Source organism: Streptomyces sp. NPDC102462 (genome assembly GCF_044765425.1).
Lineage (GTDB): Bacteria > Actinomycetota > Actinomycetes > Streptomycetales > Streptomycetaceae > Streptomyces.
The window spans coordinates 104,061-120,004 of sequence record NZ_JBIWKB010000002.1; the positions used below are offsets into that span (position 1 = coordinate 104,061).

General features: G+C 72.6%; 14 protein-coding genes. 7 read left to right on the forward strand and 7 right to left on the reverse strand.

What is annotated here, in order from left to right; all coding sequences use genetic code 11:
• Nucleotides 1–43: 43 nt before the first annotated feature.
• Nucleotides 44–661, forward strand: coding sequence for a Maf family protein (locus ACIRFL_RS02625; protein ID WP_404023294.1), 618 nt, complete (start codon nucleotides 44–46; stop codon nucleotides 659–661).
• On the opposite strand, the gene ACIRFL_RS02630 is transcribed toward ACIRFL_RS02625, so the two are convergent.
• Nucleotides 633–1,211 (reverse strand): hypothetical protein, encoded by a 579-nt coding sequence (locus ACIRFL_RS02630; RefSeq protein ID WP_404023295.1) that lies wholly within the window; start codon nucleotides 1,209–1,211, stop codon nucleotides 633–635. The genes ACIRFL_RS02625 and ACIRFL_RS02630 overlap by 29 nt on opposite strands.
• A 386-nt stretch (nucleotides 1,212–1,597) precedes the next feature.
• Here ACIRFL_RS02630 and ACIRFL_RS02635 point away from each other — a divergent pair, with 386 nt between their 5' ends.
• Nucleotides 1,598–3,370 carry an acetyl/propionyl/methylcrotonyl-CoA carboxylase subunit alpha gene (locus ACIRFL_RS02635; RefSeq protein WP_404023296.1) on the forward strand — a complete coding sequence of 591 codons (1,773 nt, stop codon included), beginning with the start codon at nucleotides 1,598–1,600 and terminating at the stop codon, nucleotides 3,368–3,370.
• A gap of 150 nt (nucleotides 3,371–3,520) precedes the next feature.
• Entirely contained in the window at nucleotides 3,521–4,120 is a 600-nt protein-coding gene (locus ACIRFL_RS02640; RefSeq protein ID WP_404023563.1) for a TetR/AcrR family transcriptional regulator, read from the forward strand.
• Nucleotides 4,121–4,369: 249 nt separating this feature from the next.
• Here the strand turns inward: ACIRFL_RS02640 and ACIRFL_RS02645 are convergent, their stop codons facing one another.
• Together ACIRFL_RS02645 and ACIRFL_RS02650 are read right to left on the reverse strand one after the other, a co-directional pair.
• Nucleotides 4,370–5,290, reverse strand: coding sequence for a DeoR/GlpR family DNA-binding transcription regulator (locus tag ACIRFL_RS02645; protein ID WP_404023564.1), 921 nt, complete (start codon nucleotides 5,288–5,290; stop codon nucleotides 4,370–4,372).
• Between the two features lie 204 nt (nucleotides 5,291–5,494).
• Complete coding sequence (locus ACIRFL_RS02650) at nucleotides 5,495–6,943, reverse strand: NAD(P)H-quinone dehydrogenase (RefSeq protein WP_404023298.1); 1,449 nt, start codon at nucleotides 6,941–6,943, stop codon at nucleotides 5,495–5,497.
• Between the two features lie 146 nt (nucleotides 6,944–7,089).
• Between ACIRFL_RS02650 and ACIRFL_RS02655 the strand changes: the two genes are divergently transcribed.
• The 4 genes from ACIRFL_RS02655 (at nucleotide 7,090) to ACIRFL_RS02670 (ending at nucleotide 11,582) form a co-directional block, all read left to right on the forward strand.
• Entirely contained in the window at nucleotides 7,090–7,527 is a 438-nt protein-coding gene (locus tag ACIRFL_RS02655) for a gamma-glutamylcyclotransferase (protein ID WP_388703244.1), read from the forward strand.
• 148 nt (nucleotides 7,528–7,675) lie between these two features.
• The gene (locus tag ACIRFL_RS02660) at nucleotides 7,676–8,500 is read left to right on the forward strand and encodes a purine-nucleoside phosphorylase (RefSeq protein ID WP_404023300.1); all 825 of its coding nucleotides are present in this window, start codon (nucleotides 7,676–7,678) and stop codon (nucleotides 8,498–8,500) included.
• Between the two features lie 108 nt (nucleotides 8,501–8,608).
• Nucleotides 8,609–10,237 (forward strand): phospho-sugar mutase, encoded by a 1,629-nt coding sequence (locus ACIRFL_RS02665; protein WP_404023302.1) that lies wholly within the window; start codon nucleotides 8,609–8,611, stop codon nucleotides 10,235–10,237.
• Nucleotides 10,238–10,388: 151 nt separating this feature from the next.
• Nucleotides 10,389–11,582, forward strand: a complete 1,194-nt coding sequence (locus ACIRFL_RS02670; protein WP_404023303.1) for a glycosyltransferase family 39 protein — start codon at nucleotides 10,389–10,391, stop codon at nucleotides 11,580–11,582.
• Nucleotides 11,583–11,640: 58 nt separating this feature from the next.
• Here the strand turns inward: ACIRFL_RS02670 and ACIRFL_RS02675 are convergent, their stop codons facing one another.
• The 4 genes from ACIRFL_RS02675 to ACIRFL_RS02690 form a co-directional block, all read right to left on the reverse strand.
• Nucleotides 11,641–12,447, reverse strand: coding sequence for a hypothetical protein (locus ACIRFL_RS02675; RefSeq protein WP_404023305.1), 807 nt, complete (start codon nucleotides 12,445–12,447; stop codon nucleotides 11,641–11,643).
• A 34-nt stretch (nucleotides 12,448–12,481) separates the two neighbouring features.
• A complete protein-coding gene (gene pstB / locus ACIRFL_RS02680; RefSeq protein ID WP_404023565.1) occupies nucleotides 12,482–13,306 on the reverse strand; it encodes a phosphate ABC transporter ATP-binding protein PstB in 825 nt (274 codons plus the stop codon).
• Between the two features lie 84 nt (nucleotides 13,307–13,390).
• The gene (locus ACIRFL_RS02685; protein WP_404023307.1) at nucleotides 13,391–14,332 is read right to left on the reverse strand and encodes a sortase; all 942 of its coding nucleotides are present in this window, start codon (nucleotides 14,330–14,332) and stop codon (nucleotides 13,391–13,393) included.
• A gap of 89 nt (nucleotides 14,333–14,421) precedes the next feature.
• The gene (locus ACIRFL_RS02690; RefSeq protein WP_404023309.1) at nucleotides 14,422–15,861 is read right to left on the reverse strand and encodes an Ig-like domain-containing protein; all 1,440 of its coding nucleotides are present in this window, start codon (nucleotides 15,859–15,861) and stop codon (nucleotides 14,422–14,424) included.
• Nucleotides 15,862–15,944 lie beyond the last annotated feature (83 nt).

The following is a 15,944-nucleotide window of genomic DNA, read 5'->3' on the forward strand; positions in this document are numbered from 1 at the left end:
CGGCCGGACCCGAGCGGAGCGGACCCGCCGTTACGCTGATCGCATGACAGACCATCCCCGCCGTCGGCTCGTGCTCGCCTCCCAGTCCCCCGCCCGGCTCGGGCTGCTCAGGCAGGCCGGTCTTGACCCCGAGGTGATCGTCAGCGGCGTCGACGAGGACGCGGTCACCGCGCCCACCCCCGCCGAGCTGGCCCTCGCCCTGGCCGAGGCGAAGGCGTCCGTGGTGGCGGCCCGGCCGGAGACGCAGGGCGCGCTGGTGATCGGCTGCGACTCGGTGCTGGAGCTGGACGGCCGGGCGCTGGGCAAGCCCGCGGATGCCGAGGAGGCCACCGCCCGCTGGAAGTCGATGCGCGGGCGGGCCGGGACCCTGCAGACGGGGCACTGCGTCTGGGACACGACGAGCAAGCGGTACGTGTCGGCGACCGCCTCCACCGTGGTGCGGTTCGGCGAGCCGACGGACGACGAGATCGCCGCGTACGTCGCCTCGGGCGAACCCCTCTACGTCGCCGGTGCGTTCACCCTCGACGGCCGCTCGGCCCCGTTCATCGAGGGGATCGACGGCGACCACGGCAACGTGATCGGCATCAGCCTGCCCCTGGTGCGCAGGCTGCTGGCCGAACTGGGTGTCGGCATCACGGAGTTGTGGACACCGTCGGAGTGACGCCCGGCGCGGCCTCCGCGGGTACGTCGTCCCGCGGCTCCACCGCCTTTCCGCGGGACCGCCGAGTACCGGAGCCGGCACCCCGTTCCTCGGCGCCCGCCTCCGGGCCGTCCGCGGCTTCCGGGGCCCCGCCGGCACCCGGCGCGTCACCGCCCACCGACGGGTCCGTACCGGGCCGGGCGTCGTACGTCATCAGGAGCAGGACGACCAGCGCGAGCACGACGACCATGAGCAGGAACGCGCTGTGGCCCACCAGCCCCCAGGCGAAGGCCCCCAGCAGCCCGTGCACCACGGCGACGCTGATCAGCAGGGCGCGGCCGAGGGCGGACGGGGCCCGGTTGCGCAGCGCGACGAGCAGGGCGACCAGGCCGCACAGCGCGAAGTAGAGACCGAAGACCACTCCGCCGATCTTCGAGGACGTCGCCATGGTGCCCGGGTCGAGGCCGGCCAGGGACATGTCCTGACGGTCGACGACCACCCCCAGGAACCAGTTCAGCGCGGCGACGGACAGCGCCTCGCCGAAGAGGACGACCGCCACGACCCATGCCACCGGCCTGCGCACCACCGGCCCACCCACTTTCGACCCGCCCGAGCAAATCTGCCGTTACCCGAAGTACGTTCGGGCCACCGCGAACGCTACTAACGGGTAAACCAAGGGACAAGGGTTCTGCCGCCGCCAGTGAACCGTTGGGCCATTCGTAGGGACTCCACAAAGAAACGAAGTGCGCCGCAGCACGCTCTCACAGAGACCTTGACCACATGACAGGACTAGGGTTTTCCGGTGGAGTCCTGCGCACCGCGGTGCGACAAGGGCTTTCGCGGGTCGAGCGGGCCTCGTATCACGCTCCGTGTGGGCAAGCTCACCAGTGGGGACGGGTCGAAGTGCCGTGTCGGCAGTCCCTAAACTCGGCTTGTTTCAAGGAGGGAGCCTCAATCGTGCGCAAGGTGCTCATCGCCAACCGTGGCGAAATCGCTGTCCGTGTGGCCCGGGCCTGCCGGGACGCGGGGATCGCGAGCGTGGCCGTCTACGCGGACCCGGACCGGGACGCTCTGCATGTCCGCGCCGCGGATGAGGCGTTCGCCCTGGGCGGTGACACCCCGGCCGGCAGCTACCTGGACATCGAGAAGGTCCTGAACGCGGCGCGCGAGTCCGGCGCGGACGCCGTCCACCCCGGTTACGGCTTCCTCTCCGAGAACGCCGAGTTCGCCCAGGCGGTGCTGGACGCGGGCCTGATCTGGATCGGCCCGCCGCCGCAGGCCATCCGTGACCTGGGCGACAAGGTGGCGGCCCGGCACATCGCGCAGCGTGCGGGCGCCCCGCTGGTGGCCGGCACGCCCGATCCGGTGAACGGCGCCGACGAGGTCGTCGCCTTCGCCGAGGAGCACGGCCTGCCGATCGCGATCAAGGCCGCGTTCGGTGGCGGCGGGCGTGGTCTGAAGGTCGCCCGGACCCTGGACGAGGTACCCGAGCTGTACGACTCCGCGGTGCGCGAGGCGGTCGCCTCCTTCGGCCGCGGCGAGTGCTTCGTCGAGCGCTATCTGGACAAGCCGCGGCATGTGGAGACGCAGTGCCTGGCCGACCAGCACGGCAACGTGGTCGTCGTCTCCACCCGTGACTGCTCGCTGCAGCGCCGGCACCAGAAGCTGGTGGAGGAGGCCCCCGCGCCCTTCCTGTCGGACACGCAGGTCGCCGAGCTGTACCGGGCCTCCAAGGCCATCCTCAAGGAGGCCGGCTATGTCGGCGCGGGCACCGTGGAGTTCCTGGTCGGCGCGGACGGCACGATCTCCTTCCTCGAGGTCAACACCCGTCTCCAGGTCGAGCACCCGGTCACCGAGGAGGTCGCCGGCATCGACCTGGTACGGGAGATGTTCCGCATCGCCGACGGCGAGGAACTGGGCTACGGCGACCCGGAGCTGCGCGGCCACTCCTTCGAGTTCCGCATCAACGGCGAGGACCCGGGCCGCGGCTTCCTGCCCGCGCCCGGCACGGTCACCCGCTTCGACCCGCCGGCCGGCCCCGGTGTCCGCCTGGACGCGGGTGTCGAGGCGGGCTCGGTCATCGGCCCCGCCTGGGACTCGCTGCTCGCCAAGCTGATCGTCACCGGCCGCACCCGCGGGGAGGCGCTGCAGCGGGCCGCCCGCGCGCTGGACGAGTTCCAGGTGGAGGGCATGGCGACGGCGATCCCGTTCCACCGCGTGGTGGTCAGGGACCCGGCGTTCGCGCCCGAGCTGACCGGCGACACGGACCCGTTCACGGTCCACACCCGGTGGATCGAGACCGAGTTCGTCAACGAGATCAAACCGTTCGCGACGCCCGCCGACACCGAGGCGGAGGAGGACGGGGGCCGCGAGACCGTCGTCGTCGAGGTCGGCGGCAAGCGCCTTGAGGTGTCGCTGCCCGCCTCGCTCGGCATGAGCCTGGCCCGTACGGGTCTGGCGGCGGGCGCCAAGCCGAAGCGCCGGGCGGCCAAGAAGTCCGGGCCGATGGCCTCCGGCGACAGCCTCGCCTCCCCGATGCAGGGCACCATCGTGAAGGTCGCGGTCGAGGAGGGCCAGGAGGTCAAGGAGGGCGACCTGGTGGTGGTCCTCGAAGCCATGAAGATGGAGCAGCCGCTGAACGCCCACAAGACGGGCACCATCAAGGGCCTGAACGCGGAGGTCGGCGCGTCCCTCACCTCCGGCGCGCTGATCTGCGAGATCAAGGACTGACGACCGCCCCGTACGCACGCCCCACGGGCACGGTGTGTGCCCCGTGGGGTGCCGTGCGGTCGGTGACGGGCGGGCGGCCCGGCCCCTTGTTCCCTCCGCAATGGCATCCTGGAGGCAGTCCGGGGTGAGGAAAGAGGGCGGGTGGAGGGCATGGCGGGCGTGTTCGCACAGGAGACTGCCGGGGCCCCGCGTGCCATGCGGGCCGACGCCCGCCGCAACTACGAGCGGCTGCTGACGCAGGCCCGCGCGGCGTTCGCCGAGCACGGCACGGACGCCTCGCTGGAGGATGTGGCCCGGCGCGCCGGGGTCGGGATCGGCACGCTCTACCGGCACTTCCCGAATCGGCACGCCCTGCTGAGCGCCGTCTTCGAGGACGCGGTGGGCGAACTCGTCGCCCGCGCACGCGAACTGCTGCACGCCCCGGAGCCCTGCTCGGCGCTGGTGACATGGCTGCGCGAGGTGGTCGCGCACGCCGGGGCGTACCGCGGTCTGGCGCTGGCGCTGATGTCGGTGTCGTCCGACTCCGCCGACTCCGGTTCGGCGCTGGCCCGTTGCGGCACGCCGATCCGTGAGGCGGGCGGCGCGCTGCTCGCCCGGGCCAGGGAGTCGGGCGCCGTACGCGCGGATGTCACCATCGGCGACCTGCTCCAGCTCACCCACGCAATCGGCCTGGCAGCAGCAGAGTCCCCCACCGACCCAACCCTGGCAGACCGCCTACTCCACCTGACCCTACGCGGCCTAACCCACTAGAAGGCCCCGCCAACAACGCCCCGATAGGGGCGCGGGGCTGTATCAATTTGCGGCTCCGCCGCGCGGGCGCGACCAGCCACGACGCACCCGCAGCCAGAAGACGGCGCATCCCGGCCCCACCGACGCAACCCAGCCACAACAAAGCCGCAGCCGGAAGACGGCGCATCACGCACCAGCCGACGGAGCCCAGCCACAACAAACCCGCAGACGACCCACGGCACATCGCGGCCAAACCCAGCGGAGCGCAACTCACCGTCTACGCAAGTCCGCCACACGCCCCCGCTCAGCCGCCGCAGGCTGATCCGCTCCGAGCACCGCAGCCGTACGCAGCCCCGGCCCCGGAACCTGGCCGCGCCGCTGACCGGGCAGTGGCACGTCCCGGCGCTGCTGGCGCGCCGGGATCTGCTCACCCCCCGGGCTGCCCGCAGCCCCGGCCACGGCGATCTGCACCCCTTGGTCGGCGAGGGCCTGGAGTTCGGTGGCGGCGCGGTCGTCGTGGACCGGGGGCTCGTCGGTGACCAGGCGGGTGATGAGGTCGGTCGGCACCGTCTGGAACATGGTGTCCGTGCCCAGCTTGGTGTGGTCGGCCAGGACCACGACCTCCGCGGCGGCCTGCACCAGCGCGCGGTCGACGGACGCGGAGAGCATGTTGGACGTGGACAGCCCCCGTTCGGCGGTCAGACCGCTGCCGGAGAGGAATGCCTTGGACACCCGGAGCCCTTGGAGCGACTGTTCGGCGCCGGAGCCGACGAGGGCGTAGTTGGAGCCGCGCAGGGTGCCGCCGGTCATCACGACCTCCACGCGGTTGGCGTGCGCCAGGGCCTGGGCCACCAGCAGCGAGTTGGTGACGACGGTCAGTCCGGGCACCCGGGCGAGCCGGCGGGCCAGCTCCTGCGTGGTGGTCCCGGCGCCGACGACGATGGCCTCGCCTTCTTCGACGAGTCCCGCGGCGAGGTCGGCGATGGCCGTCTTCTCGGCGGTCGCGAGGTGTGACTTCTGCGGAAAACCGGACTCGCGCGTGAATCCGCCCGGTAGTACCGCACCGCCGTGCCGGCGGTCGAGGAGTCCTTCTGCCTCCAGTGCGCGCACGTCCCGCCGTACGGTCACTTCTGAGGTCTGGACGACGCGGGCGAGTTCACGGAGCGACACGGCTCCGTTCGCTCGCACCATTTCGAGGATCAATTGGCGACGTTCTGCAGCGAACACGAAACTGACAGTAACCCCAACGACCGTCTGCTTTCAGCAGTTTGCGCCGAATAACAGAAGTTGTTCGCACGGCAGGGTCGGGAGTGGTATAAGGCCAATCCGCCCGGACTATGCCGTGCGCATGCGCGGCAACTCCCCGTGACCAGCGGGGAGTCGGGCCCGGCGGCGTCAGCCCTCGCCGGTCTCCTTGCGGGTGTGGAGCTGGCGGGCCACCTCGGCGATCGAGCCCGACAGGGACGGGTACACGGTGAACGCGTTCGCGATCTGTTCGACCGTCAGATTGTTGTCGACGGCGATCGAGATGGGGTGGATCAGTTCCGAGGCGCGCGGCGCCACCACGACACCGCCCACCACGATCCCGGTGCCGGGGCGGCAGAAGATCTTGACGAAGCCGTCGCGGATGCCCTGCATCTTGGCGCGCGGGTTGCGCAGCAGCGGCAGCTTCACCACCCGGGCGTCGATCTTGCCGGCGTCGACATCGGCCTGGCTGTAGCCGACGGTGGCGATCTCCGGGTCGGTGAAGACGTTGGAGGAGACCGTCTTCAGGTTCAGCGGGGCCACCGCGTCGCCGAGGAAGTGGTACATGGCGATGCGCCCCTGCATGGCGGCGACGGACGCCAGGGCGAAGACACCCGTGACGTCACCGGCGGCGTACACGCCGGGCGCGGTGGTGCGGGACACCTTGTCGGTCCAGATGTGCCCGGACTCGCGCAGCTTGACGCCCGCCTCCTCCAGGCCGAGTCCGGCGCTGTTCGGGATGGCGCCGACGGCCATCAGACAGTGGGAGCCGGTGATGACCCGCCCGTCGGCGAGGGTGACCTCGACGGCGTCGCCGACCCGCTTGGCGGCGGCGGCGCGGGAGCGGGCCATGACGTTCATGCCGCGGCGGCGGAAGACGTCCTCCAGGACGGCGGCGGCGTCCGGGTCCTCGCCGGGCAGCACGCGGTCACGGGAGGAGACGAGGGTGACCTTGGAGCCGAGGGCCTGGTAGGCGCCGGCGAACTCGGCGCCGGTGACGCCCGAGCCGACCACGATCAGCTCTTCCGGCAGCTCGGTGAGGTCGTAGACCTGGGTCCAGTTGAGGATGCGTTCGCCGTCGGGCCGGGCGTCGGGCAGCTCGCGCGGGTGACCGCCGGTCGCGATGAGCACGGCGTCGGCGGTCAGCGTCTCCTCGCTGCCGTCGGCGGCCGTGACGACGATCTTGCGGGAGCCGTCCAGCGCCTGCATGCCCTCCAGACGGCCCCGGCCGCGCATGACCCGGGCGCCGGCCCGGGTGACGGAGGCGGTGATGTCGTGGGACTGGGCGAGCGCGAGCCGCTTGACCCGGCGGTTGACCTTGCCGAGGTCGACGCCGACCACGCGGGCGGCCTGCTCCGCGGGTGGCGTGTCGTCGGCGACGATGATCCCCAGCTCCTCGTAGGAGGAGTCGAAGGTGGTCATCACCTCGGCCGTGGCGATAAGGGTCTTCGACGGCACGCAGTCGGTCAGCACCGACGCACCGCCGAGGCCGTCGCAGTCGACGACGGTCACCTCCGCGCCGAGCTGCGCGGCCACCAGCGCCGCTTCGTATCCGCCGGGTCCGCCACCGATGATCACGATCCGAGTCACGTACCCCATTGTCCCGCACCCCTCAAGGTGGTACTGCCCCGGGGCGACGGTGGTGTGCGTTCCGTTATCTGTGGGGCCGGTGGGGCGAACGGGCGGCACGGAGGTTGTGCCAGGGACTTGGGAGACGGAAGTTTCGGCTGCCGTACCCTCGACCCATGTCGCTCTATGCCGCATACGCCGGCAATCTCGACGCCCGGCTGATGTCCCGCCGCGCCCCGCACTCGCCGCTGCGCGCCACCGGCTGGCTGAACGGCTGGCGGCTGACCTTCGGCGGCGAGCAGCTGGGCTGGGAGGGCGCACTGGCGACGATCGTCGAGGACCCGCTGTGCCAGGTCTTCGTCGGCCTGTACGACATCGCCCCCATGGACGAGCAGTCCATGGACCGGTGGGAGGGCGTGGGGCTCGACATCTACCGGCGGCTACGGGTCCGGGTGCACACCCTGGACGGCGAGGAGCCGGCCTGGACGTACGTGCTCAACGCCTACGAGGGCGGCCTGCCGTCGGCCCGCTACCTGGGCGAGATCGCCGACGCGGCAGAATCAGCAGGCGCCCCCCACGACTACGTAATGGAACTACGCAAACGCCCCTGCTAACCCCACAGCACCCCAAAGGGGCGCGGGGCTGTATCAATGTGCGGCTCCGCCGCGCGGGCGCGACCAGCCACAACGACAAGACAACGATCGCATTCCCGTCACCTCCATCATCTACGCGCGTAGGCCCAAACCGGCTACGCTCGTCCGCGTGAACGCATCTCTTCTTCCGGACGACGTCCACGGCGACCCCTACGCCGCCGCCGACGCGGCCGCCGCGCGCCTGCGCGCTCTCACCCGCGCCGAGACCCACGATGTCGTCCTCGTGATGGGCTCCGGCTGGGCACCCGCCGTCGACGCCCTGGGCGCCCCCGACGCCGAGTTCCAGGTCACCGAGCTGCCCGGCTTCCCGGCGCCGGCGGTCGAGGGACACGGCGGCACGGTCCGCTCGTACGCCATCGGGGACCGGCGCGCGCTGGTCTTCCTCGGGCGCACGCACTACTACGAGGGCCGGGGCGTGGCCGCCGTGGCGCACGGGGTGCGCACGGCCGTGGCCGCCGGCTGCAAGACCGTGGTGCTGACCAACGGGTGCGGCGGGCTGCGCGAGGGCATGCGGCCCGGGCAGCCGGTGCTGATCAGCGACCACATCAACCTGACGGCGACCTCCCCGATCGTCGGGGCGAACTTCGTCGACCTGACCGATCTGTACTCGCCGCGGCTGCGGGCCCTGTGCAAGGAGATCGACCCGACGCTGGAGGAGGGCGTGTACGCGCAGTTCCCCGGCCCCCACTACGAGACACCGGCCGAGATCCGGATGGCCCGGGTGATCGGCGCTGACCTGGTGGGGATGTCCACGGTGCTGGAGGCCATCGCGGCGCGCGAGGCGGGCGCTGAGGTGCTGGGCATCTCGCTGGTGACGAACCTCGCGGCGGGCATGACCGGTGAACCCCTCAACCACGAGGAGGTCCTGCAGGCGGGCCGCGACAGCGCGACGCGGATGGGGTCGCTGCTGGCCCAGGTGCTGGGACGGCTGTAGGCCGTGGCGCCGCGCTGGGCGGGCCGTGCTGTGCTGTCGTTCGGCTGCGGCTTCGCTCGACCCGCTGAGAGCATCAACCGGACACAGAACAACGGAGGTTGACCGATCGTGCACGACGAACTCCTCGCGCGGGCCCGGGCGTGGCTGGCCGAGGACCCCGACCCGGACACCCGCGAGGAACTCGGCAAGCTCATCGACGCCGGGGACCACGCGGAGCTGGCGGCCCGTTTCAGCGGCACCCTCCGGTTCGGCACCGCCGGGCTGCGCGGCGAACTGGGCGCCGGGCCGCTGCGGATGAACCGCGCGGTCGTCATCCGTGCCGCCGCCGGGCTCGCCGCGTACCTCAGGAAGCAGGGGCAGGCCGGCGGGCTCGTCGTCATCGGCTACGACGCCCGGCACAAGTCCGCCGACTTCGCCCGGGACACCGCGGCCGTGCTGACCGGCGCCGGGCTGCGCGCGGCCGTGCTGCCGCGGCCCCTGCCCACCCCGGTCCTCGCCTTCGCGATCCGGCACCTGGGTGCCGTCGCCGGCGTGGAGGTCACCGCGAGTCACAACCCGCCCCGGGACAACGGCTACAAGGTCTACCTCGGCGAGGGCACGCAGATCGTGCCGCCCGCCGACCACGAGATCGCCGCCGAGATCGACGCGATCGCCTCGCTCGACGACGTACCGCGTCCGGACGGGGGCTGGGACACCCTCGACGACTCCGTCCTGGACGCCTATCTCGCCCGTACCGACGCCGTGCTGGCCGACGGCTCGCCGCGTACCGCGCGCACCGTCTACACGGCCCTGCACGGGGTCGGCAAGGACGTCCTGCTGGCCGCCTTCGCCCGCGCCGGGTTCCCGGAACCGGTCCTGGTCGCCGAACAGGCGGAGCCCGACCCGGACTTCCCGACCGTCGCCTTCCCCAATCCGGAGGAGCCCGGCGCGATGGACCTGGCCTTCGCGCAGGCCCGCGCGAGCGAACCGGACCTGGTCATCGCCAACGACCCGGACGCGGACCGGCTCGCCGTCGCCGTACGGGACGGCGGGGCGTGGCGCATGCTGCGCGGCGACGAGGTCGGCGCGCTGCTCGCCGCGCACCTGGTCCGGCGCGGCGCCACCGGCACCTTCGCCGAGTCCATCGTGTCCTCCTCGCTGCTCGGCCGGATCGCCGCGCGGGCCGGGCTGCCGTACGAGGAGACACTGACCGGTTTCAAGTGGATCGCCCGTGTGGAGGGGCTGCGCTACGGCTACGAGGAGGCCCTCGGCTACTGCGTCGACCCGCAGGGCGTGCGGGACAAGGACGGCATCACCGCCGCGCTGCTCGTCACGGAGCTGGCCTCCGAGCTGAAGGAGCGGGGGCGGACCCTGCCGGACCTCCTCGACGACCTGGCCGTGCAGCACGGACTGCACGCCACCGACCAGCTCTCGGTACGGGTGGACCTGTCGGTCATCTCGGACGCCATGCGGCGGCTGCGCGCTCATCCGCCGGCCGAACTGGCCGGTCTCGCCGTCATCCGGGCCGAGGACCTGGCCGACGGCTCGGACCGGCTGCCGCCCACCGACGGGCTGCGTTACACCCTCGACGGCGCCCGGGTCGTGGTCCGGCCCAGCGGCACGGAGCCCAAGCTGAAGTGCTATCTGGAGGCCGTCGTCCCGGTCGCCGGGCACGCCGGGCTGCCGGCCGCCCGCACCCGCGCGGCCGGCCTACTCGACGCCCTCAAGCGGGACCTGGCCGCGGCCGCCGGCATCTGAGGCGCCTGCGGTCGCCTCCGGGGTGCGCCCGGGACGAACGGGTGCACCCCAAAGGGTGATTTCGCGGGCACGGCTGACGCACCCGCCGCACTCCGGCGCACTCTGCGGGAACGGTGAACCGGTACCGCCCGCCGAGTACTGGAGCCGCCGCGTGTCCTCGACCGCCCCCGACACCGCCCCCAGCGGACACATCCCGGGTACCCGGCGGCCGCCCGTACCGGCCGGTGTCCCCTCCCGCGCGCTGCTGCACGGGCTGCGGCGCGCGGCGCCCGCGCTGGCCGCCTTCCTCACCGTGCACGTCGTGGGGCTGCTGTTCCTGGCCGTGTGGGCGCACCGGCGCGGGCACGGGCTCTGGCCGATGCTGGCGAAGGAGTGGGACTCGCGCTGGTACCTGGGGATCGCCGACCACGGGTACGCGCACGAGCTGGGCGTCGCCTTCGACCACAACAACCTGGCGTTCTTTCCGCTGTATCCGCTGCTGGTGCGGGCCGTCGCCGTGGTCACGCCGGGCAGCCGGGCCAGCGCCGGGCTGGGGATCGCCGTGGTGGCCTCGCTGGTCGCGGCGTGGGGCGTGTACGCCGTCGGTGAGCGGCTGGCCGGGCGGCGGGCGGGCATCCTGCTAGCCACGCTGTGGGCAGCGCTGCCGGTCGGCCTCGTGCAGTGGATGGGGTACACCGAGTCGCTGTTCACGGTGTTCGCCGCCTGGGCCCTGTACGCCGTGCTGGACGAGCGCTGGCTGTGGGCCGGTGCGGGTGCGTGTCTGGCCGGGCTGACCCGGCCGACCGGGATCGCGGTGGCGGCGGCGGTCTCCGTCGCCGCCCTGCTGTCGCTGCGCCGCCGCTTCTCGGGCCGGGTCCTGGCCGCCGCGCTGCTCGCCCCGTTGGGCTGGTGCGGGTACCTCGGCTGGGTGGGGCTGCGGCTGGGCCGCTGGGACGGCTACTTCGCCGTGCAGCGGATGTGGCACAACGAACTGGACGGCGGCCACGAGACCCTGCACCGGCTGCGCCAGTTGTTCGGGCAGCAGCACCGGCCGGAGCTGTTCCTGGTCGTGGTCAGCCTGACGATGCTGGTCTCGGTGGTGCTGTTCGCGCTGTCGGTGTGGGACCGGCAGCCGGTGCCGTTGCTGGTGTTCACCGGAGTGCTGCTGGTGATCGTCCTGTGCAGCGGCGGCGTCTACTTCCCGCGCGCCCGTTTCCTGCTGCCCGGCTTCCCGCTGCTGCTGCCGCTCGCGGTGCATCTGTCCCGGGCCTCGCGCCGGTACCGGACGCTGGTGCTGGCGGTGGCGGTGGCGGGCTCGGCGTACTGCGGCGCGTACATGCTGCTCGTGTGGCCGAGCGCACCCTGACGCAAGAGGTGCCGGGTCCCCGTGCCGGGGCCACCGGTCCCGGGTCCATGGACGGCGGCTACGGCTCGACCCGCACGAGATAGCTGAAGCCCGTGTCGTCGCCCACGCAGGACTGGAGCGTGAGGTCGCCCCAGTACAGGCCGTGGGCGGGGGTGCCGCGGCCGGGCGAGACGTAGGTGGCGTACACGCGGTAGGTGAAGGTGCCGCGCGGTGTGGTGGCCGTGACCGTCGTGCCCACGGGCAGCCTGGCGAACCGCGAGAAGCCGCAGTAGTCGTGGCCCACGACGACGGCGGTGCGCAGCGCGTAGCCGTCCTCGGTGCCGATGTCGGGCCCCGTCCACTGCACGGCGTCCTGACATGCGTCCACGGCGCCCTGGCCGCCCCGCACGACCTCGGCGGACCAGGAACCGATCCGCAGCGTGGTCGAGCCGTCCCGGCTGCGCTCGCCGAGGGTGCCGGCTTCGGGCGGGGGTGTCGGTGACGGCGGGGCAGGGTCGCCGCCGGGGCGCGCGGAGGCGGACGCGGGCGCCGTGCCGGACAGGTCCGGCAGCACGCTCTTGGCAACCGCGGGGGACCTGCTCGGGGACGGTGCGGGAGGGGCCGCGGGAGCGGTGGTGTCCGGTGTGCGGGCGGGGCCCGGCGGGGCGGCCCGGGTGTGCGTACCGGAAGCCGCCGGCTCGGCCGGAGCCGTGGGCACCCGGTCGGTGACCGCGGCGGTGGCCGGGGCACTCACGGGCGCCACCGCCGACGGCCTGCCCTCGGCACCGGAGACGGCACACCCCGCCAGGGCGAAGGACGCGACCGCGGCCACGGCGACGGCACGGCCCGCGACGGCACCCGGGCGGGCGCGACGGGTGACGTCCATGTCAGAACTCCTCCATGCTGCGACCGCCTCCGCCTCACCCGAAGCGGCCGTTGACGTAGTCCGTGGTGCGCGGGTCCTGGGGGCTGTGGAACATCGCGTCCGTGGGGCCGTGTTCGACGATCACGCCGGGGGTGCCCTGTTCGGCGAGGAAGAAGGCGCACTGGTCGGAGACGCGGGCCGCCTGCTGCATGTTGTGGGTGACGATCACGATGGTGACCTCGTCGGACAGTTCGTGGATCGTCTCCTCGATGCGGCGCGTCGAGGTCGGGTCAAGGGCGGAGCACGGCTCGTCCATCAGCAGGACGCGGGGCCGGACCGCCAGCGAGCGCGCGATGCACAGGCGCTGCTGCTGGCCGCCGGAGAGCGCGCCGCCGGGCTGGCGGAGGCGGTCGCGGACCTCCTTCCACAGGCCGGCCTTGGTCAGGCACTCCTCGACGAGCCGGTCCTTGTCCTCGCGGCCCGCCTTGACGCCGGCCAGCTTCAGGCCGGCGGTGACGTTGTCGTAGATGGACATCGCCGGGAACGGGTTGGGCTTCTGGAAGACCATGCCGATCTGTCGGCGGGCGTGGGTGATGCGGCGGCCCCGGTCGTAGATGTCGTCGCCGTCCAGGAGCACCCGGCCCGAGAGGGAGGCCGAGCCGACCAGTTCGTGCATGCGGTTGAGGATCCGCAGGAACGTGGACTTGCCGCAGCCGGACGGGCCGATGAGCGCGGTGACCTTGCGGGCGGGCATGGTGAGCGAGACCTGCTCCAGCACCTTGTGGCTGCCGAACCAGGCCGAGATGGCGTCGGCCTCCAGGGTGGCCGGGTCGCTCTGGGCGGTGGCCGCGCCGCGCCTTGGCGCCTTGACGGCCGTCATCCGCTTCGTCGGGTCGAGGATCGCGTCGACGAGGGTGTCGGTCGTCTCCGTGATGTCGGACATGATGGTTGGACTCCTCGTCGTTCAGAGCAGGTTGGGCAGCAGGCGGGTGGCGGCGCCGGAGACGGCGAGACCGAACGCGGCCAGTACGGGGATGCCGACGATCCAGGTCTGCCAGCGGCCCCACGCGCGGTGGGCGGCCATGGTGAGCAGGGCGGCCAGGAGCAGCCCCTGGGACCAGAGGAAGACCGGCAGCCAGGCGGCGTCCTCGCTGCCGAGGGCCTGCTCGGAGTCGTCGATCCAGCCGGGGGCCAGCGGGCGCGGCGGGCTGGCCTGGACGCCGCTCGTCAGCGTCGCGTCGACGCGGATCGTGCCAGACGGGGTGTACGGACTGCCCTCGGCGGTGATGAGCGTGAGTCGGCCCTCGTTCTGCTGGAGTACCGGCGGCAGCGGGTCGCCCTCCCGGCGGATGCCCGTGACCCGGTAGGTGGCCTTGCCCTGGCCCGTCGTCACCTCGATCTCGCTGCCCGCGGGCAGTCGGTGCAGGTCGTTGAACGGGCTGCCGTACCCCCACTGGCGGCCCATGATCACGCTGGTGCCGGCCTGTCCCGGCAGCGGGGTGTCCCGGCGGTGGCCGGGGCCCGACATCAGCACGCCCGAGGTGGTGCCCTCCCCGACCACTTCCTTCAGGCCCAGGGCCGGGATGCGCAGCAGCGCGACGGGCGCACCGGGTGTGAGCATCTTGCCGTCGTACGCCTGCTGGCCCACCGGTGCGACTCCGAGGGCGAGTTGGCGGCGGTACTCGTCGTACGCGGTCTGCTGGTCGCGGGCGTGCTGGAGGTGTCCCACGATCGTGAGGTTGGCGGCGAAGCCGAGCAGCAGGGCGGCGAGCACGCACAGCGCGGCCCCGGCGAAGGCGAAGCCGGCGCGTTCTGCCCGCGGCGGCCCGGAGCCGGTCTCGGGCTCGGGTGAGGGCGCCGGCGCCGGCGGCGCCTCGGCCGGCGGGGGCGGGGACAGCACGGTCACGGGAAGCGCTCCTGTGAAGAGGTGTCGAGGGGAGAAACGGCGGTGCGGGCGGCGGGGTGGGGGCCCGCCGCCCGTACGTCCGCCTGCCGTTACGAGCGGGGCTCGCCGAAGGTCAGCAGCCCGTTGCGACGGCCGTACCGTACGAAGGCGATGCCGGCCGCGGTGAGGACGACGGCGCCGACGCCGGAGAACAGGGCGATCTGGCTGCCGGTGGAGGCGAGGCCGCCGGAGGGCGAGGTGCCGCCGGAGGTGGAGCCGCCGCCGGAAGCGGAGTCGCCGCCGGTGGTGCTGCCGCCGCCGGTGGTACCGGCCGTGTCGCCCGTGGGCCCGTCGGACGGCTCGTCCGTCGGCTCATCGGTGGGGTCGTCCGACGGGTCGCCGCTCGGGGACTCGTCGGTGGGGGCGGGCACGGTGAACGGTACGGAGATGACCGAACCTTCTTCGGTTTGACACGTCGGGCTCAGCTTCCACCCGCTGTTGCCTTCCACCGCGTCGTCAGGGACGGTGAGTTCCGCCCAGGTCACCTCTCCGTTCGCGTCGGACTTCGCGCTGGGGAACCCGGTGTCGTTCCGCTCCATGGCCATGGCGAAGGTGGTGTTCGGCTGGCACCTGCGGACGATGAGCTTCACCGTCTGACCGCGCTTCAGTTCGGGATTGCCCGCGAGCCGTTCGCCCGATGCGGCGTCCAGCATCTCGGCCCTCGCCGGCTGCACGTCCACCCGTGCGGGCGTGGATTCGGAGGCCCCGAACTTGGTGGCGTCCGCCGGGGTGAACCGGGCGACGACGTTGTGGGTCCCCAGGTCCAGGTCTTCCGTCCTGAACTCGGCCTTCCCATCGGCGACCGTGGCCTCGCCCAGCGACTTCTCGCCTTCCAGGAAGGTCACGGTGCCGGGCGCGTCCGCCGGCGTGACCGTCGCGGTGAACGTCACCTCCTGCTTGGGCTCGGCGGAGACGGGATCACTGATCAGCGCGACGCTGGTGGCCTTAGCCCCTTCGCCGACCACCCAGTCGTCACCGGTCACGGTGACCTTCTGGGACCAGTAGGGGTCGCCGGGCACCCACGCGTCCGACGGGGGCGACTGGTCGTAGTTGTCGACGCACCGTACGCGCAGTTCGTAGGTGCCGTCGCCCGTGATGACGCTCGACAGGCTGTTGACGACGCTCCCGGGGTTGTCCGCGGCGGCCAGCGAAACGCCGGAGGTCGCCCCGTCGTAGGGGGCCTGGTTGCTGATCCCCCTCAGCACCGTCGCCTCACTGCCGTCCGCCTTCACCACGTAGAGGCTCAGGTAGCTGGTGAAGTTGAGGTCTTCGAGCGTGAAGTCGGGGCACGCACCGGGGATCTCGATGGAGCCGCCGACGCCCTGAGCGTCGCTCAGCTTGCCGGTGCCGGGCGTCATGGTGAACTCGCCCACGGACGCCGCCCGGGCGGGCTGGGACTGGGACGCCACCAGGGCCACAACGCCCAGGGCGAGCACGGCACAGGCGGCCGCGATGGCCGCCGCTCTTCGGAACGGGTGGAGCAAGGTCATGGCGATGGCCCCCCGGGGGACGGTCGGTTGATGGATACCGGGACAGCACGTGGGGCCGGGCACCTGGAGGGTGCCCGGCCGTC